Source organism: Rathayibacter sp. Leaf248, from assembly GCF_920939495.1.
GTDB lineage: Bacteria > Actinomycetota > Actinomycetes > Actinomycetales > Microbacteriaceae > Rathayibacter > Rathayibacter caricis.
This window is the reverse complement of the sequence record NZ_CAKLAV010000001.1, coordinates 1,553,394-1,575,369: the sequence shown is the minus strand read 5'-3', so window position 1 is coordinate 1,575,369 and position 21,976 is coordinate 1,553,394. Positions and strand designations below refer to the sequence as shown.

Sequence of the window (21,976 nt, the reverse complement as noted above, 5' to 3'; positions counted from 1 at the left end):
AGCGCGGACACCGTGTCCCCGCGCGGCGCGGAACGCGAAATAGACTGCGGGAATGGCGGAGTTCAGCGCGAGTGTTTTCCAGAACGAGTACCTCTCGGACGGCGCCACGGATGTGCACGCGATCGTGACGGTCACCGCCTCCGGCACCGGCTCGGCCGGCAGCGACGGAGCGGCCGCCGAGATCATCATCGTCGACTGCTCCGGATCGATGACCGGCGAGAACATGGCCGCCGCCAAGCGCGCGGCCCAGGTCGCGGTCGACCAGATCCTCGACGGCACGTTCTTTGCGGTCGTGGCGGGCTCCGAGCGCGCCGACCGCGCGTTCCCGTACCCCAACGCCTCCGTCTCGATGGTGCGGATGGAGCCGGGCGCCCGCGCCGCGGCCCGCGAGGCCATCGGCTACCTCCAGGCCGACGGCGGCACCGCGATGGGCAGCTGGCTGACCCTCGCGCGCCAGCTCTTCGCGACGGTCCCGGAGGCGACGCAGCGCCACGCGATCCTCCTCACCGACGGCAAGAACGAGCACGAGTCGCGGATGCAGCTCGACGCCGCGATCCGCGCCGCCCAGGGCGCGTTCCAGTGCGACGTGCGCGGAGTCGGCACCCGCTGGGTGGTCGAGGAGGCGCGCACGATCGCGAGCGCACTGCTCGGCACCGTCGGCCTCATCGCGAACCCGTCCGACATGGCGGCCGACTTCGAGCAGCTCATGCAGGCGTCGATGGGCCGCGGAGTCGCGAACGGCGAGCTGCGCGTGTGGACCCCGCAGGGCGCGCAGCTGCTCTTCGTCCGTCAGGTCGCGCCGAACCTCGAGGACCTCAGCTCGCGCCGCACGCCGGTGAACCCGCTGACCGGCTCCTACCCCACGGGTGCCTGGGGCGACGAGTCGCGGGAGTACCACGTGGCGGTCCGCGTCGCCTCGAAGCCGGTCGGAGCGGAGCAGCTCGCCGCCCGCGTGCAGCTGAGCGTGCGCGACGAGGTGGTCGCCTCGGCGCTGGTGAAGGCCCGCTGGACCGACGACTCCGCCCTCACCGCCCGCATCGACCCCGCGGTCGCGCACTACACGGGGCAGACCGAGCTGGCCTCGGCGATCCAGGACGGCCTCGCGGCGAAGGCCGCCGGCGACGATGCGACGGCCACCGTCAAGCTCGGCCGCGCCGTGCAGCTCGCCGCCGTCACCGGCAACGACGAGGCGACGGCGAAGCTGCGCAAGGTGGTCGAGATCGACAACCCGAACGAGGGCACGGTGCGGCTGAAGCGCGGAGTCACCCGCCTGGACGAGATGGCGCTCGACACGGCGTCGACCAAGACCACGCGGGTGCGCAAGTGAGCTACCGGTGCCCGGAGGGGCACACCTCCGCGTCCGGCGACTACTGCGACGTCTGCGGCGCGCCGATCCAGGCCGCACCGTCTTCCGCTCCTGCGCCCAGCGCCGCCGCGCCGACCACGGCGATCCCGACCGGGCCGGCCGTGTGCCCCAACTGCTCGTACCCCAACGAGGCGGGCGCGCTGTTCTGCGAGAACTGCGGCTACGACTTCACCACGGGCTCGCTGCCCGAGGCCGACCCGTTCACCGAGTCGGGCGCCGTGCGCGCTCCCGGCGAGGTCGGCGGATCCGCGACGCCGGCGGGGGACCCCGGCGCGCACCCGGGCGAGGCCCCGGCGCCGGCCGCCGATCCCGAGGCGCCGACCGCGTTCGTGCCCGAGCAGGAGGCCGGGTTCGACGTCCCGGTCGCGACGGCGCCGCCGACGGAGGTGATCGTGGAGCCCGAACCGGCCCCCGCGCCGATCGAGTCGGAGGACGAGCCGTGGATCGCCGAGCTCTGGATCGACCCCGAGTGGTACGCGGAGCAGCGCGCCGACGACCCGATGCCCTCCGCGGGACCGCCGGACGTCGTCGTGCTGCGCGAGCGCTCGCTGCTCGTCGGCCGCCCCTCCGTCTCGCGCGGCATCTCCCCGCAGATCGACTGCGGCACCGACTCCGGAGTCTCGCGCCGGCACTGCCAGCTGAGCACCGACGGCTACCGCTGGTGGGTCGAGGACCTGCAGTCGGCCAACGGCACCTACCTCGCGCCCGCGGGAGCCGCGCTGCCGCAGACGCCGATCGCTCCCGGCCAGCGCCGCGAGATCGAGGAGGGCGACCGCCTCTACGTCGGCGCCTGGACCCGCATCGTCCTCCGGAAGGCCCTGCCGGGCGAGGCCTGATCGCGCCTGCGCCGGGTGACCGCGGGGTCCCGATCCGCGGCTACTCGACGAGCAGCGGGCTCAGCGTCCGGCGAGCACGCCGAGCATCCAGGACAGCGCGGCGACCGCGCCGACGCCGACGACGCTCGAGCCGATGATCACGCCGCGGCGGATCCGCGCGGTGCGGCTCCCGTCGACCGTCGCGACCGACCCGGATCCGGGAGCGAGGCCGCCGCGCAGCCGGTGCGCCACCTCGTCGGCGGTGGGCCGGAGGGAGGGGTCGCGCTGCGTCATCTCGGCGAGCAGCATGCGCCACTCCGCCGGCAGGGTCGGGGGGATCGTGGGGCTGCGGTGCAGGCGCGCGATGGCGGCCTCGAGCACCGTGCCCGAGTACTCCCGGTGGCCGGTGAGCGCCTCGAGGAGGACCAGGCCGAGCGAGAAGACGTCGCTCGCTCCGCTGATCGGCTCGCCCGCGACCTGCTCGGGGCTGACGAAGCTGGCCGTGCCGATGACGATGCCGTCGCTGGTGAGGCGCGAGCCGTCCATGAAGTGGGCGACGCCGAAGTCGGTGAGCTTGGCGGTGTGCTCGTAGCCGCTGGAGCCGACGTCGCTGACGAGGATGTTGGCGGGCTTCACATCTCGGTGGACGACTCCGCGCTCGTGCAGGTAGGAGAGCGCCTCGGCGAGCTGGGTGCCGATCGCGGACACCTCGTCGACGGGCATCGGACCCGCCTGGAGCCGGACCTCCATCGTCGGATCCGCGACGAGCTCCATGACGACGTAGCGGCGCACCTCGCCGCCGAAGTTGTGCAGCCCCGCGTCGAAGAGGTTGACGATGCCGGGGTGGGCGAACGAGCTCAGCATCCGCACCTCGCGCTCCTGGCGGGCGACGTCCTCCGGGTTCGACGCCTCGGCGCGGAACACCTTCACGGCGACGTCGCGCTGCACGGTCTCGTCGCGCGCGCGGTACACGGATCCCATCCCACCCGAGCCGATGCGCTCGATCAGGTAGTAGCGCCCTGCCACCCGCTGCTGGGCGGCATTGGCGGCGATGGTGCTCATGAGGAGCCCGCCTTCCGAGGGAACGGCACGTTCGGAGCGCTCCGGAACGGCGCCTGGGGAAAAGGTATCGCGGTCACCCTTCCCGGGGGGAGGCCCGGATCGGGGATTGACAGCGCGTCGCCGCTGAGCGGGTGCCGCCCCGGGTCAGCCGCGGCGGCCGAGCATCCCCTCGAACGAGCCGTCGAGCGCCCACGGATCGCGCACGGACCGCGACGCCCGGGCCGCCTCCGTCGCCAGCTCGCAGCCGGCGCGCTCGATCCGGCCGGGCAGGGCCCGAGCGTCCTCACCCTCTCCGCCCCAGTCGGCGGTCGCCGCGAAGACGGTCGTCGACAGTGGAGCCGCGTGCAGGTAGCTGAAGAGCGGGCGCATCGCGTAGTCGACCGCGAGGGAGTGGCGGGGCGACCCTCCGGTCGCGGCGAGCAGCACGGGCAGGCCGCGCAGCGCCTCCGTGTCGAGCACGTCGACGAACGACTTGAAGAGCCCGCTGTAGCTCGTGGTGAAGATCGGAGTGACGGCGATCAGGCCGTCGGCGCCCGAGACGGCGTCGAGCGCGGTCTGCAGCGCGGGGCTCGGGAATCCGGTCAGCAGCATGTTCGTCACGTCGTGCGCGAGATCGCGCAGCTCGACGACGCTCCGCTCGGTCGCGAAGCCCTGCTCCGCCAGTTCGTGCTCGGTCGCGTCGGCGAGGCGGTCGGCGAGCAGCCGGGTGGAGGACGGCGTGCTCAGGCCGGCCGAGAGGACGGTGATCCTGCGGGTGTCCATGGTGGTTCTCCTGTTCCGGCGTTCAGGCGCCGACGGCGACGGGCTGCGCGTCGCGGGCGGCGACGAGCGAGGCGTGGGTGGGCGCCTCGGGGACGTGGGCGGGGCGGCGGGAGTCGAACTCGTGACGCAGCACGGGCAGGATCTCGCCGAGCAGGTCGAGCTGCTCGAGGACGGTGGCGAGCGGCAGGCCCGCGTGGTCCATCAGGAAGAGCTGGCGCTGGTAGTCACCCACGTAGTCGCGGAAGCCGAGCGTGCGGTCGATGACCTCCTGCGGTGAGCCGACGGTGAGCGGGGTCTGCTCGGTGAAGTCCTCGAGCGAGGGTCCGTGGCCGTAGACCGGCGCGTTGTCGAAGTAGGGGCGGAACTGCGTCACCGCGTCCTGGGAGTTGCGGGCCATGAAGATCTGCCCGCCGAGGCCCACGATCGCCTGGTCGGCGGAGCCGTGGCCGTAGTGCTCGAAGCGCTGGCGGTACAGCTGCACCATCTTCTGCGTGTGCGAGGCGGGCCAGAAGATGTGGTTCGAGAAGAAGCCGTCGCCGTAGTAGGCGGCCTGCTCGGCGATCTGCGGCGAGCGGATGGAGCCGTGCCAGACGAACGGAGCGACTCCGTCCAGCGGGCGCGGGGTCGACTGGAAGCCCTGGAGCGGCGTGCGGAACTGCCCCTGCCAGTCGACGAAGTCCTCGCGCCAGAGGCGGTGCAGCAGGTCGTAGTTCTCGATCGTCAGCTCGATGCCCTGGCGGATGTCCTTGCCGAACCAGGGGTACACCGGCCCGGTGTTGCCGCGGCCGAGCATGAGGTCGACGCGGCCGCCCGAGAGGTGCTGCAGCATCGCGAAGTCCTCGGCGATCTTCACCGGGTCGTTCGTGGTGATCAGCGTGGTCGCGGTCGAGAGGAGCAGGTGCTCGGTCTGCGCGGCGATGTAGGCGAGCGTCGTGGTGGGGGAGGAGGACCAGAACGGCGGGTTGTGGTGCTCGCCGAGCGCGTAGACGTCGAGGCCGATCTCCTCCGCCTTCTTGGCGATCGTGACCGCGGCCGTGATCTTCTCGGACTCGGTCGGGGTCGCTCCGGTGGTGGGATCGGTCGTGATGTCGCTGACCGAGAAGATTCCGAACTGCATGAGGTGCGCCCCTTCGTGATGCCTGCGCCTCGCGGCGCCCGGTCCATGCGTTTGCATGTATATGCTACAACGCCAGGAGACCCGGAGTATTCCCGAGCGCCGGCGGACGTGTCCAGAACATGACCGATCCTCGTCTACCGTGGAACGCATGACGACACCGACCTCTTCCAGCACCGCCCGGCCCCTCGCTCTCGAGGCCGTCGACGTGAGCAAGTCCTATCGGTCAGGGAGGCGGAGCCCGCCTGCGCACGTCCTCCGAGGGATCGACGTGGACGTCCGCGCCGGTGAGATGCTCGCCGTCGTCGGGCCGAGCGGCTCCGGCAAGTCGACCCTGCTGTACTGCCTGTCCTCCCTCGAGGAGGCGACCTCGGGCCACGTCTCGATCGCGGGAGTCCCGATCGGCGGGCTGTCGCGACACGATCTGGCCCGACTGCGCCGGGACCGCATCGGATTCGTGTTCCAGCAGTTCAACCTCATCCCCTCCTTGACGGCCTGGGAGAACGTCGCTCTGCCGGCCCGTCTGGCGAAGCGGTCGGACGTCGCGTCTCGAGTCGAGCGCGCCCTCGCTCAGGTGGGCCTGGAGAAGGTCGCTCGCCAGCGACCGGCCGAGCTCTCTGGCGGCCAGCAGCAGCGGGTCGCCCTCGCGAGGGTCCTCGCGAACGAGCCCGAGATCGTCTTCGCGGACGAGCCGACCGGTGCGCTCGACACGGAGAGCGGCGGGCGGGTCCTGGATCTTCTGCGCACCGCGGCGCACGAAGGCACCGCGGTGGTCATGGTGACGCACGATCTCGACGCTGCCGCTCGGGCCGATCGAGTGCTCGTGCTCTGTGACGGCGCGCTCGTGCACGAGTTCGAGAGGCCGACGGCGAGCGAACTCCTGGTGGCCATGAGGACGAGCGACGAGGGGAGGCCCGCCGCATGATCCGTCTCCTCTTCGGCGACCTCGTGGCCCACCTCTGGTCGTGGCTCGGCCCGGCGATCGTCATCGCGGTGACCGCATTCCTCCTGACGGGAGGAGCGGCGTTCTTCGAGACGGGCGCGCGAGAGGGGCCGCTCGCGGCGCAGACGCTCGTCACCACGGGGAGCTTCCTCGCCGCCGGCGCGACCGCCGCAGCCCTGCTCGTCATCCCGGGGACGGCGCGGCTGGCGATCTCGCTCCAGAGACGCACCTACGCGCTGTGGATGCTCGCCGGCTTCCCTCCGCGCGCCGTCGCGTCGATCGTGTCGTGGCAGTTCGTCGTGGTCGGAGTCGTCGGGTCCTCCGTCGGGGCCGTGATCGGATCCGGCGTCGTGCCGCGGTTCCTCGAATGGATGCTGGCCTTCCAGATGGCGTCCGACACCGATCTGCACCTCGTGTTCGGACCTGCTGCACTTCTCGGCGTCATCGGCGCCACGACGCTCATCGCGGTCACCGCAGCGGTCCCGGCTGCTCGGGATGCGGGTCGGACGCCCCCGCTGGCCGTCCTCCGCGAGCCGGTCACCACACCGACGCGCATGACTCCGATCCGCTGGATCGTCCTCGCCGCCTTGCTCCTCGGAGCGGGCGGCGTCCTGTCCGGGATGCTGTCGGGGGAGCGCGCCACCATCGTCGGGCTCGGGATGCTCCTCCCCCTCGTCCTGGCCGTCGCGATCGCGCTCGTCGGCCCGCAGATCTACCCCCGCGTCGTGCTGGCGTGGACCGCGGTCGTCCCCGCGTCGCTCTCGGTGTCGTGGTACCTCGCACGTCACAGCGCCCGCTACCGGATCGGGCACTCGGCCGCGGTGATCAGCCCGCTCATGATCGCGATCGCGGTGCTGTCGTCGTTCGCCGCTGTGCTGACCGAGGCGACCGCGTCCGTCGCCCTGACGCAGGACGACTCGGTGGGCTACTACGGGCTCGACCGTCCCCTGCTCCTGCTGTCGATGGCCACGCTCATCATCGGCGGCCCCCTCGTCCTCGCTCTCACGGGGACCGCCGTCACAGCCTTCGTCGCGGGTCCGAATCGTGCTCGAGGCACTGCCGCGCTCGTGGCCGCCGGAGCGACGGGCAGGCAGATCGTGACGGCCTCCGTGTGGGAGGCGATCATCCATGTGGTGACCGCGGCTCTGCTCGGCACCGCGATCACCTCGACCGTCGCGGTCGCGACGGCGGCGTCCTTCGCGCTCCAAGGCGTACCGGTCGCCGTGGTCGTGCCACTCGGGTGGGTGGCGGCCCCCGCGGCGGCCGGTGCCGGCCTGATCCTCCTGGCGACCGTGCTGCCGACGCTCGCGACGCTCACCCGGAGCGTCCGCCAGGAGCTCGGAGTGGACTGAGGCTGTTCCGCGGGCGCAGCAGTGGGAACGACGGAGGCGGTGCAGACGAGTCTGTGCCGTGTTGCGTGGATTCGCACCCGAGGAGAGGGGCCGCCCCGGAGGGTGGGACTTGGTGCCCCCCCCCGGGGCGGCCCGAGGTGCGCATCAGGCGATGCAGCCCGACGGGGTGACCACGAAGTCGGTCCAGTAGCCCTGTGTGTCGCTCGCGGTCACGTAGCCGACGGCGCTGGAGACGTCGGATCCGCCAGGGACCCGGGCGTACCAGGACCAGAGGCTCGTGCCCGACAGGAAGAACCCTCCTCCGATCGGCTCCGCGTTCGCGGGCACGGCGGTGAGTCTCTTGTTGGTGGTGTTGCCGGTACCGCTGTCGTTAGCCGTCTCCCAGACCTCTCCGTTCTCGAGGACGTAGTCGGCGTAGTCGGTCCTGACGTTGTTCAGGGGGGACGGGTAGCCGACCGCTGACTTCACGTTCGTCGCGACGATCTTGTTGCCGTACCGGAGGGTGCCGTTGCGGAGGAAGTAACCGCCGCCGACCGCGGTGGCTCCTGCGCCGACCTGCGGGAAGTCGGTGATCGCCGTGCTGTAACCAGTCGCCTGGTGTGCGCCGGTCGCGTTGACGAACTGGACCGTGAAGCTGCCGTCCTGGGCGACGTAGCCGGTGGCGGACGTGACTCCGGTGGCGATCGGACCGCTCGTCCGGTTCCACTGCCAGAGCCGGCCATCCGGGCTGAGGAACCAGGACGAGCCGACGGGGACGGCGTCGGCGGGGATGTGCGGATAAGTTCTCGACCCGTTTCCCGAGCTGCTCCACGTGGTGGCGACTCCGTTCTTGACGAAGTCGAGGTAGTAGGTCCCGTCGCCGGGGTATCCCAACGCGACGCCGGCTCCGGTCACCAGAGGTGTCGACCGCTTCCAGTCGTAGATGTCGCCGTTCGGAGCCTGGAAGTACCCGCCGCCCAGGGCCCTCGAGCCGACAGGCACTGCTCGAAGAGGGTAGGAGCGGCGGGTCGTCGCGTTGTACTCGAAGACGGTCGGTTCGGCGACGATGACGATGTCCGCGGACGTCGCGGGGGCGGTGGGGGTGGTCGCTCCGAGCGTGAAGGTGCCGGCTCCGGGCTTCGCGACGATGTCGGGCCAGGTGATCGAGCCTGATCCGTCCGTGGGGAGGGTCTTCGTCGTCGTTCCGTCGGCGAACGCGTAGCCGGTGGGCGGGGCCACCGTCACGAGTTCGCCCGCTACCGGGGCGCCGGACGGGGAGGTGAGCGTCGTCGTCACTCCCGAGATCCGGCAGTCGGCTCCGGGGACGTACAGGTTCTCGGTGAACGTCAGGACGTTCTCGGTGGTGGTCTCGGATGCCGCGGCGAGCGGTGCGCCGATCGCGGTCGCGACGACGGGGATGGTCCAGGAGGCGCCGGCGACGATCGTGCGGCGCTGGACGCCGCCGGGAGTCGCGTCGGTGGGGTGGTCGGACATGAAGGGCTCCTTCGAGAGGGGTGGATGACGGAGCCGATTCTTCGAGCTTTCCTCGCCCCGAGGCGCTCGGAAGGGCCCGATCTTCCCGAGCGCCGGGGGCGTCTTCCGAACTGCAGGGCCGACACGAGGAGCGTGCGCGGGTCGGCTTTACTGGGGCTACTGCTCGGTGACGTCGACCGGATCCCGCGTGCTCGAGCGCGTCCCTGTCTCGGGGGGACTCTCTGTGATCGTTCGTGGGGGAGAAGCGGAGGAGCTTCTCACGGCTCGCCGTCTTGTCGCGCGGGGGCCGGCGCACGCCTCCGTCGACGAGGTCGAGTCGACGCGACTGCGCGTCGCCCGCGTGTGGCACACGGCCGCCGCCGGGGCGCTCCGATCCCGCCGGGGGCGGGCGCTGCTGATCGTCCAGCTCGACGGGGCGCTCGCCTTCTCGGCCGACGAGGGCAGGTCCCAGAGGAGTGGCGAGTTGCGCCCGGGCGAGCTCCTGCTCGTGACCGCCCATGCCGAGGCGTCGATCGTCGCGGCGGAGGCGACCGCGCGGATCGAGTTCGAGACGCGCGTCCGGGGCCTCACCACGTCCCCCGCGGTGCTGCACACGGGGGAGACGCCTCCGGACGGATGGGCGGGGGCCGCGGCGGTCTCGCTGGCGAACGCGGCCCTCAACGCGGGACTGTCGTCGGACTCTCCCGATCTCGACCTCTTCGGCGTCGCCGTCGAGAGCTGCTGCACGGCGCTCGTGCAGAGCGCGTTCCCGGATGCGATCGGGGAGAGGTCCCTCGGGGAGCGGGCGATGGACGTCATCGATCGGGAGGCGTCGGATCCGGCGTTCTCGGTGGCGCGGCTGGCGGACCGCGTGGGGATCACGAGGCAGCATCTCGCTGTCGTGTTCGCGCGGGAGGGTCGCCGGACACCGCTGCAGGAGATCCGACGGGCCCGGGTCGCCCGGGCGCGGGATCAACTGCGGGGAGCCGAGGGGCGGCGTCCGCTCCTGCGCGACGTCGCGCGCGTCTCGGGGTTCGGATCGGAGGACGCGCTGCGGCGGGCACTGCGAGAGGCGTGATCGGAGGGTGAACCGGAGGGCGGGCGGGAACCCGCTTCCGATCCTTCCCGTCGCGCCCTGGCGATGATCGGCCGGCGAGGGGCCCGGAGATGGGCTTCCCCGCCGGCCGATCGCCGCGCAGCACCGCCCGATCAGGCGGCACTCACCGGATCAGGCGCAGGGCTGGGCCTTCTTGTACCAGATGAGCGGCTGGTCGCCGTTCGGACCGCCGCTGTTCATCGCGACCAGTTCGGCGCCGGTGTTGGTCCCCGTGAGGATGAGGTCTCCATTGCCGTTGCGGATGTCGCCGTTCGTGTCCTGCCAGACGAGGAATCCGGTGGCGGTGTCGGCGATGATCGTGGCGGCGTTCGTCGAGTTCGGTCGGAGCGTGTCGACCTTGGTCCGGTAGTTGTAGTAGTGGATTCCATCGGCCTTCTTGTACCAGATGAGCGGGTCCTCGCCGGTCGCGCCGCCGCGGTTCATCGCGAGCAGTCCGCTGCCCGTCTCCGCGCCGGTGATGATCAGGTCGCCGTTGCCGTTGCGGATGTCGCCGTTCGCGTCCTGCCAGACGAGGAACTGGGAGGCCGTGTCGGCGAGGATCTTGATCGCGCTCGTCGAGTTCGGTCGGAGCGTGTCGACCTTGGTCCGGTAGTTGTACTGGTGGACGCCGTCGGCCTTCTTGTACCAGATCAGCGGCTGGTCCTGGAAGTCGTTGAGCGCGAGCAGGTCGGGGTCCGCCTGTGCGCCCGGGATGAGCAGGTCACCGTTGCCGTTGCGGATGTCGCCGTTGGCGTCCTGCCAGATGAGGTAGCCGTTCGCGGTGTTCGCGACGATCGTCGCCGCGTTCGTCGAGTTCGGCCGGAGCGTGTCGACCTTGGTCCGGTAGTTGTAGTAGTGGACGCCGTCGGCCTTCTTGTACCAGATGAGCGGCTGGTCGCCGTTCGGACCACCGCTGTTCATGGCGAGCAGCCCGGTGCCCGTGTCCGCGCCGGTGACGATCACGTCGCCGAGCCCGTTGTGGATGTCGCCGTCGGCGTCCTGCCAAACGAGGAACCCCGTCGACGTGTCGGCGACGATCTTCACCGCGTCGGCCGAGTCGGCGACAGCGGTGTTGACCTTGGTCCTGTAGTTGTAGTAGACGATGCCGTCGCCCGCACCTGCGGCGACCGAGACCGGGGCCGTGGCGCTCGTCGTGCCGGACGTCGCGGTGATCTGAACGGTGCGGTTGCCGATGGTCGAGCGGACGCCGGACAGCACGACCTGGCCGTTGCCGTCGGTGAAGAGGGTCTTCGAGCCGGTGCTGCCGTCGGACCACTTCAGGCCGCTGGGGAGGTTCACGGCGACGGGAGTGTTCGAGGTGACGGGCTTCGTGCCGTCGGTCGTCGCCGTGATGACGACGTCCGTGAGGGTGCCGCAGGCGGGGACCGCGTACGGGCCGTTGGTGAAGGCGAGGGTCGGTTCGCCTCCGGATGCCGCGGCGAGCGGTGCGCCGATCGCGGTTGCGACGACGGGGATGGTCCAGGCGGCGCCGGCGACCAGCGTGCGTCGCTCGACGCCGGGGGAGCGTTCGGTCGAGGAGGTGTCGTTCATGGGTGCTCTTCTCGTCGGGGCCGAGCTGATCGGCCGGGAGGTGCGCCGGGGTCGACGGCGGGTCCGATGCTGTCCGAGGGGTGGAGCTGCGGCGGCCGTGAGTGGGGAGTCGTGCGCGCGATGTCCGTGATCTGTGCGGGATGTGTCGCTCCGCCGCCTGGCGACGGTGCGATCGAGTTGGGTGGTGGCGAAGGGCGGCGATCCGGCCGCCGTCGCCGATCCGGAGCGCGGAGCGAGGAGACCTGCATGACCGTCGACCCGTCGCGAGAGCCGGCGCTCCGGCGCGGGGTGTCGCTCCGCGGTGCGGCAGCGATCGGGTGGCTCGAGGCGCGCGGGTCATCGGTGACCGATCGTGCCGACGTGAGTCTGGTGACCGACGAGCTCACGGGCGACGGGTTCCGGCTGGCACGGCTCTGGCACACGGCGGCCGTGGTCGAGATGACGGGCGCGGTGGGGTCGACGCGCGTGGTCGTGCCCGTCGAAGGACGGACGTTCGTCGTCGCGGAGGGAGGACGAGCGCGCTCGGAACTCGCACCCGGTGCCGTGCTCGTCCTCGGGGAAGGGGCGGTGGAGGTCACCACGCCCGATCCGTCGATCGCGCGGTTCGAGATCGCGCTGGAGTCCGGGATGATCCCGGGTCCGCTTCGGGAGCTCATCGGCGCGCACGTGGTCCTCGCGGACGTGCCGGTGTCGTTCCGCGCGGCGCTGGTCTCGGCGGCGAACGCCGTCCTGAACACGGACGTGGACCTGCGGTCGCAGGGTCTGCCGGCGTTGCGGCTGGCCTTCTCGCACCTCGCCGTCGCGATCGTCTCGGCGGGGCTCGAGGGGGCGGGGCGTGAGCGGTTCTCGCTTCGGGAGCTGGCGCTGCAGCGCCGCGCGATGGAGGTGATCGCCGAGCGCGCCCGTGACCCGGAGTTCACGATCGAGCGGCTGGCGCAGGAGCTGCGCATCTCGGAGCGGTACGTGCACCGCGTTTTCTCGGCCGCCGGGTCGAGCCCCGCGCTCGAGATCCGCGCGGCGCGTGCAGCCGTGGCGCGCAGCTACTCCGAGGGCGCCGTGGGGCGTGGGCTGACAGCCGAGGAGCGGGCGCGTCTGGCGGGCTTCGCGAACGCGACGGCGATGCGCCGGGCACTCCGCCGGACGAATTGACGAGGAGAGGCCCGGGCTGCGATCGCTCGTGACCCGGGCCTCGCGCGGGTGATCGCGCTCAGGCGGTCGCCAGTTCCCGGCCGTCGCCTATCGCGGCTGGTGCGGAGTCGTCGGCACTGGTTCGCCGATGCGGGTGTCGGCGCTGACCGGGGAAATTGCGATGTCGGTGACGCCTGGCGTGGCGTAGCTGTTCCAGGTGGCGGGGAAGGTGGTGCCGTCGGCGGCGCTGTTCCTCTGGTGGACCCGTCCGTCGCTGCCCAGGACGGTGACGACCATCGATCCGTCGGGCTGGTCGGTGGTCTGCACGTCGACGGCAGTGGCTCCGTGGGGGAGGACGTCTGGAGGAGACGCTCCTCGTCGCGGGGTGGACCCGCTGAGCACGGCCCGGCGCGAGGTGCACCGGAGCCGTGCTCAGCGGGTGCGTCAGGCGGGATTGAGTCCGGACGCCGCCCTGCCGCGGGGGAGCGACGGATGTCGCGTCAGCAGGCCTGCTGCTCCGCGATCGCCGCGGTTCCGGTGCCGTCGTTCGCGGTGGCGATGGTGGTGGCGGTGCCGGCGGTGTTGGTCTGCCAGGTGGGCTCGCCGTCGACGTTGATGTACGCCTTCCCGTCGCTTCCGAGGACCCAGAGGGTGCGCTTGTTGGCATTGTTGATCGTGTACTGGAGGTCCTGCGCGGTGACGCCTGCAGGGAGGGGCGGGAGCGAGACGTTGTAGTTGCTGCCGTTGGTCACGGTGATGAGGCCGCTGCTCTCGAGGACCGCCGCGGTCCCGGTGCCCTGCTCGGCGAGCGCGACGAGGGTGGCGGTGCCGGCGGTGTTGGTCTGCCAGGTGGGCTCGCCGTCGACGTTGATGTACGCCTTGCCGTCGCTGCCGAGGACCCAGAGGGTGCGCTTGTTGGCGTTGTTGACGGTGTACTGGAGGTCCTCCGCCGTGACGCCGGCGGGCAGGGGCGGGAGCGAGACGTTGTAGTTGCTGCCGTTGGTCACGGTGATGAGGCCGCTGCTCTCGAGGACCGCCGCGGTCCCGGTGCCTCCGTTGGCCACGGCGATGGTGGTGGCAGTGCCCGCGGTGTTGGTCTGCCAGGTGGGCTCGCCGTCGACGTTGATGTACGCCTTGCCGTCGCTACCGAGGACCCAGAGGGTGCGCTTGCCTCCGTTGTTGAGCGTGTACTGGAGATCCTGCGCGGTGACCCCGGCGGGGAGGGGCGGCAGTGCCACGTTGTAGTTGCTGCCGTTGGTCACGGTGATGAGGCCGCTGCTCTCGAGAACGGCGGCGGTTCCGGTGCCGTCGTTCGCGGTGGCGATGAGGGTGGCGGTGCCGGCGGTGTTGGTCTGCCAGGTCGCTGCTCCGTCGACGTTGATGTACGCCTTTCCGTCGCTTCCGAGGACCCACAGGGTGCGCTTGCCGCCGTTGTTGAGCGTGTACTGGAGGTCCTGCGCGGTGACGCCGGCGGGCAGGGGCGGGAGCGAGACGTTGTAGTTGCTGCCGTTGGACACCGTGATCAGGCTGGTCGCCCCGCTCGCAGTCACAGGTGCGGAGGTCTGCAGGCCGTTCGCGGAGGCGGTGATCGTGCGCGTGCCGTTCGTGCCGCTCGCCTTCACTCCGCTGAGCACGACCTGGCCGTTGCCGTCGGTGAAGAGGGTCTTCGTGCCGGTGCTGCCGTCGGACCACTTCAGGCCGCTGGGGAGGGTCACGGTGATGGGAGTGCCCGAGGTGACGGGCTTCGTGCCATCGGCCGTCGCCGTGATGACGACGTCCGTGAGGGTGCCGCAGGCGGCGACCGCGTACGGGCCGTTGGTGAAGGCGAGGGTCGGTTCGCCTCCGGATGCCGCGGCGAGCGGTGCGCCGATCGCGGTCGCGACGACGGGGATGGTCCAGGCTGCGCCGGCGACGACGGTGCGGCGGTGGATGCGGCCGGGGGTGTTCTCGGTCATGGGAGTCCTTCGAGATCGAGGTGGGCACCGGAGAGGTGCTGCGGATCGATCGTCGGTGGAGGGGGTCGTGATCCTGCGCTCGACGTGAGGTTGCGTCAGGAACGCGTCGAGAACGCGGTCCGATTCGCGCAGGCGCATGCGGAAACGTCCGGGGTGCGCTCTCATGGAGCCCGTGCCAGAGCAGCGGAGCGGTTCCCGAGGGCGCCCGGACGCGCTCGCCGAGCGCGCGGTCGCCCTCCGCGACGAGGACGCCGTCGCCTGGCTGCGGGGTCGCGGCCTCTGGTGCGAGCCCCGCGGCGCCTTCCACCTCTTCGCCGACCGGCTGATCGACGGGCCGTTCGAGCTGCTGCGCGTCTGGCACACCCCGGCGCGGGTCGGGCGCGCGGTCGGCCCTCGTGCTGCGGCCCGCAGCGAGACGGTCATCCAGGTCGACGGGGTGGTCTCGCTGTCGGCCGGGAACGAGACCGTGGTCCTCGAGCCGGGCGGAGTCGCTCTTCTCCCCTCGAGCGGATCGTGGACGCTCGACGCGGCCGTGGCGAGCGCCCGCATCGAGATCCGCTCACGGCACGGGCTCTGGCCGCCCGACATCGCACGGCACCGGGTCGAGTCGGTCGCGACGGAGGGGTCCGCGTTCAGGGAGGTCCTGGTCGCGACAGCGATCAGCGCGCTGTCCTCGACTCTGAGCCCCGAGGAGGCCGGCTTCGCGTCGTTCCGGTTGGCGGTCGAGAACCTCCTGTCGGGCCTCCCCTCCCTGCGACGCGGGGACGCCGTGCTGTCCCCCGAGGATGCGCTGCGGAGCGAGGCGCTGGAGCTGATCGCGAAGGAGGCGGCGGATCCGGACCTCACCGTCGCCGCGCTCGCAGCCCGCCTCCTCGTGTCGGAGCGCCATCTGCACCGGGCCTTCGCAGGTCACGGGGAAACTCCGTCGGCCGAGATCCGCGCCGCGCGGGCGCGTCTCGCCCGCCAGCAGCGCGAGCTGCACGGACCGCGCCGCGACGGACCGGACCGGCTCGAGATCGCCCGGCGCTCGGGCTTCCGCACGGTCCGCGCGATGAACGAGGCGCTGCGCGCGAGCCGGTGACGCGTCCTCCCCAGGCTGCCGCGGCCGCGCTCTCTCCACGGGGAGGCGTCCGAGCACTCCGGCGGGTGAGCGGCCGTGCCACGGTCGTGGAATGCAGGAACTGGTGTCCCTCCTTCGCGCCGGCAGCGGCTTCTGCAGCGCTCGCACGCTCTCCTCCGAGAGGATCCCCCGCCTCGCGGTCCAGCGTGCTCTCGACGCGGGCGTGCTCGTCCGCGTCCGGCGCGGCTGGTACGCCCGCCCGACCGTGCCGCCGATCGAGCTGGCCGCGGTGCGGGCGGGCGGAGTCCTGACCTGCGTGTCGCTTCTGCAGCACCTGGGCCTCTGGAGCGTCGAGCGGCCCGCGCTGCACGTCGCTCTCGGGACCTCGTCCGTGCACGAGCTCCGACGAGGCGACCTGGGCCAGTGGCGGCAGTGGCCCGGCCAGGGGCGGCGTTCGGCGTCGCAGGACGGCATCGGCGCGGCGATCCTGCATCTGGTGACCTGCGTGCGCGAGGACGACGCGATCGAGACGATCGACTCCGCGCTGAACAGCGGGCTGCTGACGATGGAGGAGCTCGCCGCACTCCCGCCCCTCGCACCTCCCGGGAAGCGGGTGCTCTTCGATCGGGTCGACGGAGGGAGTCAGTCGGGACTCGAGACGAAGACCCGGTTGAGTCTGCGCAGGCGGAACGTGCGGGTGCGCACCCAGGTGCCGATCCCTCGTGTGTGTCGCGTCGACGAGGTCATCGGAGATCGGCTCGTCCTCGAGAGCGACGGCTTCCGCTACCACGGCACCCGCGAGCAGTTCAGCGAGGACCGCCGCCGCGACCTCGAGCTCGCTCGCCAGGAGTACCTCTGCATCCGGCTCGACAACCACCAGATCATGGACGACTGGCCGCGGACCGAGGATGCACTCCTGACTCTGATCCGGAGGCGTGAGCACCTCTGGACCGTCCCGCAGCGGCGCCGACGCGGCCTGGACTAGAGCACCGCAGCGCAACGTCAGCTGCGGAGGGGGTACATCGACGGTCGATCGACGCTTCCCTCGCTCAGCTGAGGTTCTGCCGGCGCCACCGGGCGACGAGCCGCCCACCTCTGCGCGGAACCCCGCGAAACATCCCCGCAATACGCCCCGGACTAGAGTCGTGCCATGGGTGACCTCTTCGACGGCTACGGGTCCCAGAAGGTCGAGCGCCGCCGTGCCGGCGCCCCGCCCTGGGACGAGATGTTCGCTGATGTCGCCGCGACGAAGGGCCCCGACGGGGTCCGCTCGGCGTACCGCGACATCTACTCCTCGCTCGCGCGGATGACGCAGGAGGAGCTGCGCGGTCGCACCGACGCGCTCGCCTCCTCCTACCTCGCGCAGGGCGTCACGTTCGACTTCGCCGGCGAGGAGCGGCCGTTCCCGCTCGACGCGGTGCCGCGCGTGATCGAGCGCGCCGAGTGGAACGAGGTCCAGAGCGGCATCAAGCAGCGCGTCCGTGCACTCGAGGCGTTCCTCGCCGATGTCTACGGTCCGCAGAACGCGGTCAAGGACGGGGTGATCCCGGCCGGGCTCATCTCGAGCTCCAGCCACTTCCACCGCCAGGCGGCCGGCATCGTGTCGGCCAACGGCGTGCGCATCCAGGTCTCGGGCATCGACCTCATCCGCGACGAGGTCGGCGGCTGGCGGGTCCTCGAGGACAACGTCCGCGTCCCCTCCGGCGTCTCGTACGTCATCTCGAACCGGCGCGTGATGGCGCAGACCCTGCCCGAGCTGTTCGTCTCGATGCGCGTCCGCCCCGTCGGCGACTACCCCAACAAGCTGCTGCAGGCGCTGCGCGCGTCGGCGCCCGAGGGCGTCGACGACCCGACCGTGGTCGTCCTGACCCCCGGTGTCTACAACTCCGCCTACTTCGAGCACACGCTGCTCGCGCGGCTGATGGGCGTCGAGCTCGTCGAGGGCCGCGACCTGTTCTGCACCGGCGGCAAGGTGTTCATGCGCACCACCTCGGGCCCGACCCGCGTCGACGTGATCTACCGCCGCGTCGACGACGAGTTCCTCGACCCGCTGCAGTTCCGCGCCGACTCGATGCTCGGCTCGCCCGGGCTCATGCTCGCCGCCCGCCTGGGCACCGTCACCATCGCCAACGCGGTGGGCAACGGAGTCGCGGACGACAAGCTCGTCTACACCTACATGCCCGACCTCATCCGCTACTACCTCGGCGAGGACGCGGTGATCAAGAACGTCGACACCTGGCGCCTGGAGGATCCGGGCGCGCTCGAGGAGGTCCTCGACCGCCTCGACGAGCTCGTCGTGAAGCCGGTCGACGGCTCCGGCGGCAAGGGACTGGTCGTCGGACCGGACGCCTCCGCCAAGGAGCTGGCCGAGCTGCGCTCGCGGCTCCAGGCCGACCCGCGCGGCTGGATCGCGCAGCCGGTCGTGCAGCTGTCGACCATCCCGACCCTCGTCGACGACGGGATGCGCCCTCGTCACGCCGACCTCCGCCCCTTCGCGGTCAACGACGGCACCGACGTCTGGGTGCTGCCCGGAGGCCTCACCCGCGTGGCGCTGCCCGAGGGCCAGCTCGTCGTGAACTCGTCGCAGGGCGGCGGCTCGAAGGACACCTGGGTGGTGGGCCTGGAGGCGCAGCGCGACCGCGAGCCCGACGCGCACGACATCCAGGGCCTCGTCGCCGAGCAGGCCGCGGTGACCAGCTCGATCCCGATCGTGTACCCGCTGAACCACACCCCCGACCACTCGCCGCACGACGCCCCGAACTCCGACCAGGAGCAGCAGCAGCAGCAGGGTCGCGACGCGGGGGAGGAGGACTGATGCTCTCCCGGATCGCCGAGTCCCTCTTCTGGATCGGCCGCTACATCGAGCGGTCGGACGGCACCGCGCGCATCCTCGACGTCCACCTCCAGCTCCTGCTGGAGGATCCGTGGATCGACGAGGACACCGCGTGCCGCTCGCTGCTGTCGGTGATGGGCTCGACCCCGCCCGACGACATGCGCGAGATCACGCGGGCGGACGTGCTGACGATCCTCGCGATCGACCGCACCAACCCCGCCTCCATCGCCTACTCGCTCGGCGCCGCCCGCGAGAACGCCCGCCGCGCCCGCGAGATCGTGTCGACGGAGCTGTGGGAGTGCCTGAACACGACCCGCACCCGGATGCCGCGCCGCGTCTCGGGCGAGCGGGTGTCGGAGTTCTTCAGCTGGGTGCGCGAGCGCTCGGCGCTGGCCGTCGGCATCATCGAGTCGGCGACCTCGCGCGACGAGGCCTGGCAGTTCTTCACGCTGGGCCGCTCGATCGAGCGGGCCGACATGACGGCGCGACTGCTCGCGACCCGGTCGCTGACCGAGGCGAGCGGCCCGTCGTGGACCACGATCCTCCGCTCCTGCGGGGCGTACGAGGCCTACCTCCGCACCTACCGCGGCGTGCCGAGCGCGCGCAACGCGGCGGAGTTCCTCCTGCTCGACCGGCTCTTCCCGCGGTCGATCCTCTTCTCGATCTCGCGCGCCGAGATGTGCATGCGCGACATCGAGCCGCGCACCGGCCGCGTCGGGCACACCGGCGACGCCCAGCGCGTACTGGGTCAGATCCGGAGCGAGCTGGAGTACCGGCCGATCGCCGAGATCCTCGAGGATCTCCCGCGGCACATGGACGGGGTGCAGGAGGCGACCTCGGCCGCGTCCGAGGCGATCCGGCAGCGCTACTTCCCCACCAACGTCATGCCGAGCTGGATCGGGGAGGCGCTGTGAGCAGGCTGCGCATCAAGCACACCACGGGCTTCACCTACCGGGGAGACGTCGTGGCGTCCTACAACGAGGCGAGGATGCTGCCGGCGTCCTCGGACGGGCAGCTCGTGCTGTTCTCGAACCTCGACATCCGGCCGGTCACCTCGGCGCACACGTACACCGACTACTGGGGCACCCGGGTGTCCTCGTTCGACGTGCTCGACGCGCACCAGGAGCTCTCGCTCACGGCGACGTCGCTGGTCGAGGTGCGCCCGAAGGCGCATCCCGAGCACCCGTACGGCTGGGAGCAGCTCGCCGAGCAGGTCGAGACGCTCACCGAGTACGTGGAGCAGTCGAAGCAGACCGTCCGCACCGCGCCTCCGGAGGATCTCGTCGAGCTCGCGCGCTCGCTCGCGGACGAGTCGGCGGGGCCGTGCGAGGCGGCGCTCGCGATCGCCGAGCGCATCGGCCGCGAGATGACCTACAAGCAGGGCGTGACCGGCGTGCACTCGACGGCGACGGAGTCGTGGACGGCGCGCAAGGGCGTCTGCCAGGACATCACGCACATCGTCCTCGGGGCGCTGCGCGCGGTCGGCATCCCCGCCCGCTACGTCTCGGGCTACCTCCACCCCAAGCCGAACGCCGAGATCGGCGAGACGGTGACGGGGGAGTCGCACGCCTGGGTCGAGTGGTTCTGCGGAGGAGCGTGGCGCGGCTACGACCCGACGAACCTGATCGACATCGGAGACCGGCACGTCATCGTCGGCCGCGGTCGCGACTACAACGACATCGCCCCGCTGCGGGGCGTGTACGCGGGCCCGCACTCGTCGAAGCTGTTCGTGCGGGTCGAGATCACGCGCGAGGCCTGACGGCGGAGCCGACCTCGGGCTCGTCGGATCCCGTTCGGCTCGCAGGATCGTCCGGTTCCTGCGAGCCGGAGGTGTTCTCGCGAGCCGGAGGTACTGCTCTGCGGCGCATCCGCAGGTGGAAGCCGAGCCCGACGGCCGCCGCGGCGAGCCCGGAGGCGGCGCCCACCGCGATCGCCCAGCGCGGGCCGAGGCCGTTCGCCACGGCTCCGATGAGCGGAGCGCCGATCGGCGTGCCTCCGACGAAGATCGCCATGTAGAGCGCCATCACGCGGCCGCGCATCTCGGGGGCGGTCGAGAGCTGCACGAAGCCGTTGGCCGAGGTCATCAGCGTCTGCGCGGCGACGCCGACCAGCGGCAGGACGATCGCGAAGGACCACGCGGTCGGCATGAGACCCGAGAGCGCGAGGGCGACTCCGAACGCGAAGGCGGCTCCGACGATCAGCCGCAGCCGTGGCCGGTCGCGGCGGGCCGAGAGCAGGGCGCCGATCACCGAGCCGACCGCGATCGCCGAGGACAGCAGGCCGAACTCGCTCGCACCCATGTCGAACTCCACCGTGGCCATCGTCGAGGCGAAGATCGGGAAGTTCAGGCCGAAGGTGCCGATCAGGAACACGATGATCAGCACCACGATGATGTCCGGCCGCCGCGACACGTAGCGGAACCCCTCCAGCAGCGCGCCCGGGCCTCGGGTGGCGCGCGGAGCGGAGCGGAGCTGGTCGCGGTGCAGGAAGCGCAGCGAGAGCAGCACGGCGAGGAAGCTCGCGGCGTTGAGCAGGAACACCCAGCCCGACCCGACCGCAGAGATGAGGACGCCCGCGAGGGCCGGCCCGATCATCCGGGCGGAGTTGAACGAGGCGGAGTTGAGGGAGACCGCGTTCGAGAGGTCCTTCTCCTCGACGAGAGCCGAGACGAAGGTCTGCCGCACGGGTGCGTCGATCGCCGCGGCGAAGCCGAGCAGCAGTGCGAAGACGTAGACCATCCAGAGCTGGACGACGCCGGTGACGACGAGCAGGCCCAGGCCGAGCCCGAGCACCCCCATCGCGCCCTGGGTCGCCATGAGCAGCCGCCGCCGGTCGAAGCGGTCCGCGATGAAACCCGAGAAGGGGACCATCAGCAGCTGCGGTCCGAACTGCAGCGCCATGGTGACGCCCAGCGCGGTCGCGTCGTGGTCGGTCAGGTCGTTGATGACGATCCAGTCCTGGGCGGTGCGCTGCATCCAGGTGCCGATGTTCGAGACCGTCGCCCCGGCGAACCAGATGCGGTAGTTCGGCACCGCCATCGAGCGGAACATCGCGCTCATCGCTCCGCCACCTCGCGGAGGAGGGCGGCGGCGTCGCGCAGCAGGGACTGCTGAGCAGGGGAGAGCTCGCGGAGCCCGGCCACGAGCCACGCGTCGCGGCTGCGGCGCACCTCGTGCACGAGCGCGGATCCCGCCTCGGTGGGGCGGAGTCGGACGACGCGCCCGTCGGCCGGGTCGCCCAGGCGCTCGGCGAGCCCGTCGTCCACGAGGCAGGCGACCGTGCGCGACATCGAGGGCGGGCGCACGCGCTCCACCTCGGCCAGCTCGCCGAGGGTGCGCGGGCCCTCGCGCTCGAGCAGCGCGAGGACGCTCAGCTGCGCGTCGCTCAGCTCGTGCCGGCCCTTCTCCTGGCGGAGTCGGCGGCCCAGGCGCGCGACCGCGATGCGGAGCTCCCCGGCGAGGGCGGTGGTGGTGGGATCGTGAGGCAC

General features: G+C 71.5%; 20 protein-coding genes. 11 read left to right on the top strand and 9 right to left on the bottom strand.

From position 1 onward, the window contains the following. The first annotated feature begins 52 nt into the window (after positions 1 to 52). Both LRG51_RS07735 and LRG51_RS07730 read left to right on the top strand, forming a co-directional pair. Entirely contained in the window at positions 53 to 1,327 is a 1,275-nt protein-coding gene (locus LRG51_RS07735) for a VWA domain-containing protein (RefSeq protein WP_055786738.1), read from the top strand. Beyond that, positions 1,324 to 2,202, top strand: coding sequence for an FHA domain-containing protein (locus LRG51_RS07730; RefSeq protein WP_230671993.1), 879 nt, complete (start codon positions 1,324 to 1,326; stop codon positions 2,200 to 2,202). The genes LRG51_RS07735 and LRG51_RS07730 overlap by 4 nt, the downstream gene beginning before the upstream one ends. A gap of 60 nt (positions 2,203 to 2,262) precedes the next feature. On the opposite strand, the gene LRG51_RS07725 is transcribed toward LRG51_RS07730, so the two are convergent. The 3 genes from LRG51_RS07725 to LRG51_RS07715 all read right to left on the bottom strand — a co-directional run bounded on the left by LRG51_RS07725 (position 2,263) and on the right by LRG51_RS07715 (position 5,122). Next, entirely contained in the window at positions 2,263 to 3,243 is a 981-nt protein-coding gene (locus tag LRG51_RS07725; protein WP_230671990.1) for a serine/threonine-protein kinase, read from the bottom strand. Between the two features lie 144 nt (positions 3,244 to 3,387). Beyond that, positions 3,388 to 4,005, bottom strand: coding sequence for an FMN reductase (locus LRG51_RS07720; RefSeq protein ID WP_230671988.1), 618 nt, complete (start codon positions 4,003 to 4,005; stop codon positions 3,388 to 3,390). Positions 4,006 to 4,027: 22 nt separating this feature from the next. After that, on the bottom strand, positions 4,028 to 5,122 hold the full coding sequence (locus LRG51_RS07715; RefSeq protein WP_055786751.1) for an LLM class flavin-dependent oxidoreductase: 1,095 nt from the start codon (positions 5,120 to 5,122) through the stop codon (positions 4,028 to 4,030). A 148-nt stretch (positions 5,123 to 5,270) separates the two neighbouring features. Here LRG51_RS07715 and LRG51_RS07710 point away from each other — a divergent pair, with 148 nt between their 5' ends. Together LRG51_RS07710 and LRG51_RS07705 are read left to right on the top strand one after the other, a co-directional pair. Further along, positions 5,271 to 6,044, top strand: coding sequence for an ABC transporter ATP-binding protein (locus LRG51_RS07710; RefSeq protein WP_055786754.1), 774 nt, complete (start codon positions 5,271 to 5,273; stop codon positions 6,042 to 6,044). Continuing rightward, complete coding sequence (locus LRG51_RS07705) at positions 6,041 to 7,414, top strand: FtsX-like permease family protein (protein WP_055786756.1); 1,374 nt, start codon at positions 6,041 to 6,043, stop codon at positions 7,412 to 7,414. Before LRG51_RS07710 ends, LRG51_RS07705 begins: the two co-directional genes overlap by 4 nt. Positions 7,415 to 7,558: 144 nt before the next feature. Here the strand turns inward: LRG51_RS07705 and LRG51_RS07700 are convergent, their stop codons facing one another. Further along, the gene (locus tag LRG51_RS07700; RefSeq protein ID WP_230671986.1) at positions 7,559 to 8,887 is read right to left on the bottom strand and encodes a hypothetical protein; all 1,329 of its coding nucleotides are present in this window, start codon (positions 8,885 to 8,887) and stop codon (positions 7,559 to 7,561) included. A 223-nt stretch (positions 8,888 to 9,110) separates the two neighbouring features. On the opposite strand from LRG51_RS07700, the gene LRG51_RS07695 reads away from it, so the two are divergent. Further along, a complete protein-coding gene (locus tag LRG51_RS07695) occupies positions 9,111 to 9,944 on the top strand; it encodes a helix-turn-helix domain-containing protein (protein WP_230671984.1) in 834 nt (277 codons plus the stop codon). A gap of 150 nt (positions 9,945 to 10,094) precedes the next feature. Here the strand turns inward: LRG51_RS07695 and LRG51_RS07690 are convergent, their stop codons facing one another. Then, on the bottom strand, positions 10,095 to 11,513 hold the full coding sequence (locus LRG51_RS07690) for a hypothetical protein (protein ID WP_230671982.1): 1,419 nt from the start codon (positions 11,511 to 11,513) through the stop codon (positions 10,095 to 10,097). A gap of 360 nt (positions 11,514 to 11,873) precedes the next feature. Between LRG51_RS07690 and LRG51_RS07685 the strand changes: the two genes are divergently transcribed. After that, the gene (locus LRG51_RS07685; RefSeq protein ID WP_157603040.1) at positions 11,874 to 12,662 is read left to right on the top strand and encodes a hypothetical protein; all 789 of its coding nucleotides are present in this window, start codon (positions 11,874 to 11,876) and stop codon (positions 12,660 to 12,662) included. Between the two features lie 87 nt (positions 12,663 to 12,749). Here LRG51_RS07685 and LRG51_RS07680 read toward each other — a convergent pair whose 3' ends face one another. Together LRG51_RS07680 and LRG51_RS07675 are read right to left on the bottom strand one after the other, a co-directional pair. After that, positions 12,750 to 12,968 (bottom strand): hypothetical protein, encoded by a 219-nt coding sequence (locus LRG51_RS07680; protein WP_055786770.1) that lies wholly within the window; start codon positions 12,966 to 12,968, stop codon positions 12,750 to 12,752. Positions 12,969 to 13,141: 173 nt separating this feature from the next. Beyond that, positions 13,142 to 14,596, bottom strand: coding sequence for a hypothetical protein (locus LRG51_RS07675; RefSeq protein ID WP_230671980.1), 1,455 nt, complete (start codon positions 14,594 to 14,596; stop codon positions 13,142 to 13,144). Between the two features lie 172 nt (positions 14,597 to 14,768). On the opposite strand from LRG51_RS07675, the gene LRG51_RS07670 reads away from it, so the two are divergent. The 5 genes from LRG51_RS07670 (at position 14,769) to LRG51_RS07650 (ending at position 20,248) form a co-directional block, all read left to right on the top strand. Beyond that, the gene (locus tag LRG51_RS07670) at positions 14,769 to 15,677 is read left to right on the top strand and encodes a hypothetical protein (protein ID WP_230671978.1); all 909 of its coding nucleotides are present in this window, start codon (positions 14,769 to 14,771) and stop codon (positions 15,675 to 15,677) included. Between the two features lie 91 nt (positions 15,678 to 15,768). Continuing rightward, complete coding sequence (locus LRG51_RS07665; protein WP_230671976.1) at positions 15,769 to 16,641, top strand: DUF559 domain-containing protein; 873 nt, start codon at positions 15,769 to 15,771, stop codon at positions 16,639 to 16,641. A gap of 165 nt (positions 16,642 to 16,806) precedes the next feature. Next, on the top strand, positions 16,807 to 18,471 hold the full coding sequence (locus LRG51_RS07660; protein ID WP_230671974.1) for a circularly permuted type 2 ATP-grasp protein: 1,665 nt from the start codon (positions 16,807 to 16,809) through the stop codon (positions 18,469 to 18,471). Beyond that, positions 18,471 to 19,403 (top strand): alpha-E domain-containing protein, encoded by a 933-nt coding sequence (locus LRG51_RS07655; protein WP_055786784.1) that lies wholly within the window; start codon positions 18,471 to 18,473, stop codon positions 19,401 to 19,403. Before LRG51_RS07660 ends, LRG51_RS07655 begins: the two co-directional genes overlap by 1 nt. Next, a complete protein-coding gene (locus LRG51_RS07650) occupies positions 19,400 to 20,248 on the top strand; it encodes a transglutaminase family protein (RefSeq protein WP_055786795.1) in 849 nt (282 codons plus the stop codon). The genes LRG51_RS07655 and LRG51_RS07650 overlap by 4 nt, the downstream gene beginning before the upstream one ends. On the opposite strand, the gene LRG51_RS07645 is transcribed toward LRG51_RS07650, so the two are convergent. Both LRG51_RS07645 and LRG51_RS07640 read right to left on the bottom strand, forming a co-directional pair. Further along, the gene (locus LRG51_RS07645; RefSeq protein WP_230671972.1) at positions 20,232 to 21,548 is read right to left on the bottom strand and encodes an MFS transporter; all 1,317 of its coding nucleotides are present in this window, start codon (positions 21,546 to 21,548) and stop codon (positions 20,232 to 20,234) included. The genes LRG51_RS07650 and LRG51_RS07645 overlap by 17 nt on opposite strands. After that, positions 21,545 to 21,976 (bottom strand): MarR family winged helix-turn-helix transcriptional regulator, encoded by a 432-nt coding sequence (locus LRG51_RS07640; protein ID WP_230671970.1) that lies wholly within the window; start codon positions 21,974 to 21,976, stop codon positions 21,545 to 21,547. The genes LRG51_RS07645 and LRG51_RS07640 overlap by 4 nt, the downstream gene beginning before the upstream one ends.

Excerpts from the sequence above, each read along its gene's own strand:
- LRG51_RS07655 (WP_055786784.1), top strand. The coding sequence starts at position 18,471 with ATGCTCTCCCGGATCGCCGAGTCCCTCTTCTGGATCGGCCGCTACATC.
- LRG51_RS07660 (WP_230671974.1), top strand. The coding sequence starts at position 16,807 with ATGGGTGACCTCTTCGACGGCTACGGGTCCCAGAAGGTCGAGCGCCGC.
- LRG51_RS07645 (WP_230671972.1), bottom strand. The coding sequence starts at position 21,548 with ATGAGCGCGATGTTCCGCTCGATGGCGGTGCCGAACTACCGCATCTGG.
- LRG51_RS07725 (WP_230671990.1), bottom strand. The coding sequence starts at position 3,243 with ATGAGCACCATCGCCGCCAATGCCGCCCAGCAGCGGGTGGCAGGGCGC.
- LRG51_RS07700 (WP_230671986.1), bottom strand. The coding sequence starts at position 8,887 with ATGTCCGACCACCCCACCGACGCGACTCCCGGCGGCGTCCAGCGCCGC.
- LRG51_RS07690 (WP_230671982.1), bottom strand. The coding sequence starts at position 11,513 with ATGAACGACACCTCCTCGACCGAACGCTCCCCCGGCGTCGAGCGACGC.
- LRG51_RS07720 (WP_230671988.1), bottom strand. The coding sequence starts at position 4,005 with ATGGACACCCGCAGGATCACCGTCCTCTCGGCCGGCCTGAGCACGCCG.
- LRG51_RS07665 (WP_230671976.1), top strand. The coding sequence starts at position 15,769 with ATGCAGGAACTGGTGTCCCTCCTTCGCGCCGGCAGCGGCTTCTGCAGC.
- LRG51_RS07675 (WP_230671980.1), bottom strand. The coding sequence starts at position 14,596 with ATGACCGAGAACACCCCCGGCCGCATCCACCGCCGCACCGTCGTCGCC.
- LRG51_RS07715 (WP_055786751.1), bottom strand. The coding sequence starts at position 5,122 with ATGCAGTTCGGAATCTTCTCGGTCAGCGACATCACGACCGATCCCACC.
- LRG51_RS07735 (WP_055786738.1), top strand. The coding sequence starts at position 53 with ATGGCGGAGTTCAGCGCGAGTGTTTTCCAGAACGAGTACCTCTCGGAC.
- LRG51_RS07705 (WP_055786756.1), top strand. The coding sequence starts at position 6,041 with ATGATCCGTCTCCTCTTCGGCGACCTCGTGGCCCACCTCTGGTCGTGG.
- LRG51_RS07710 (WP_055786754.1), top strand. The coding sequence starts at position 5,271 with ATGACGACACCGACCTCTTCCAGCACCGCCCGGCCCCTCGCTCTCGAG.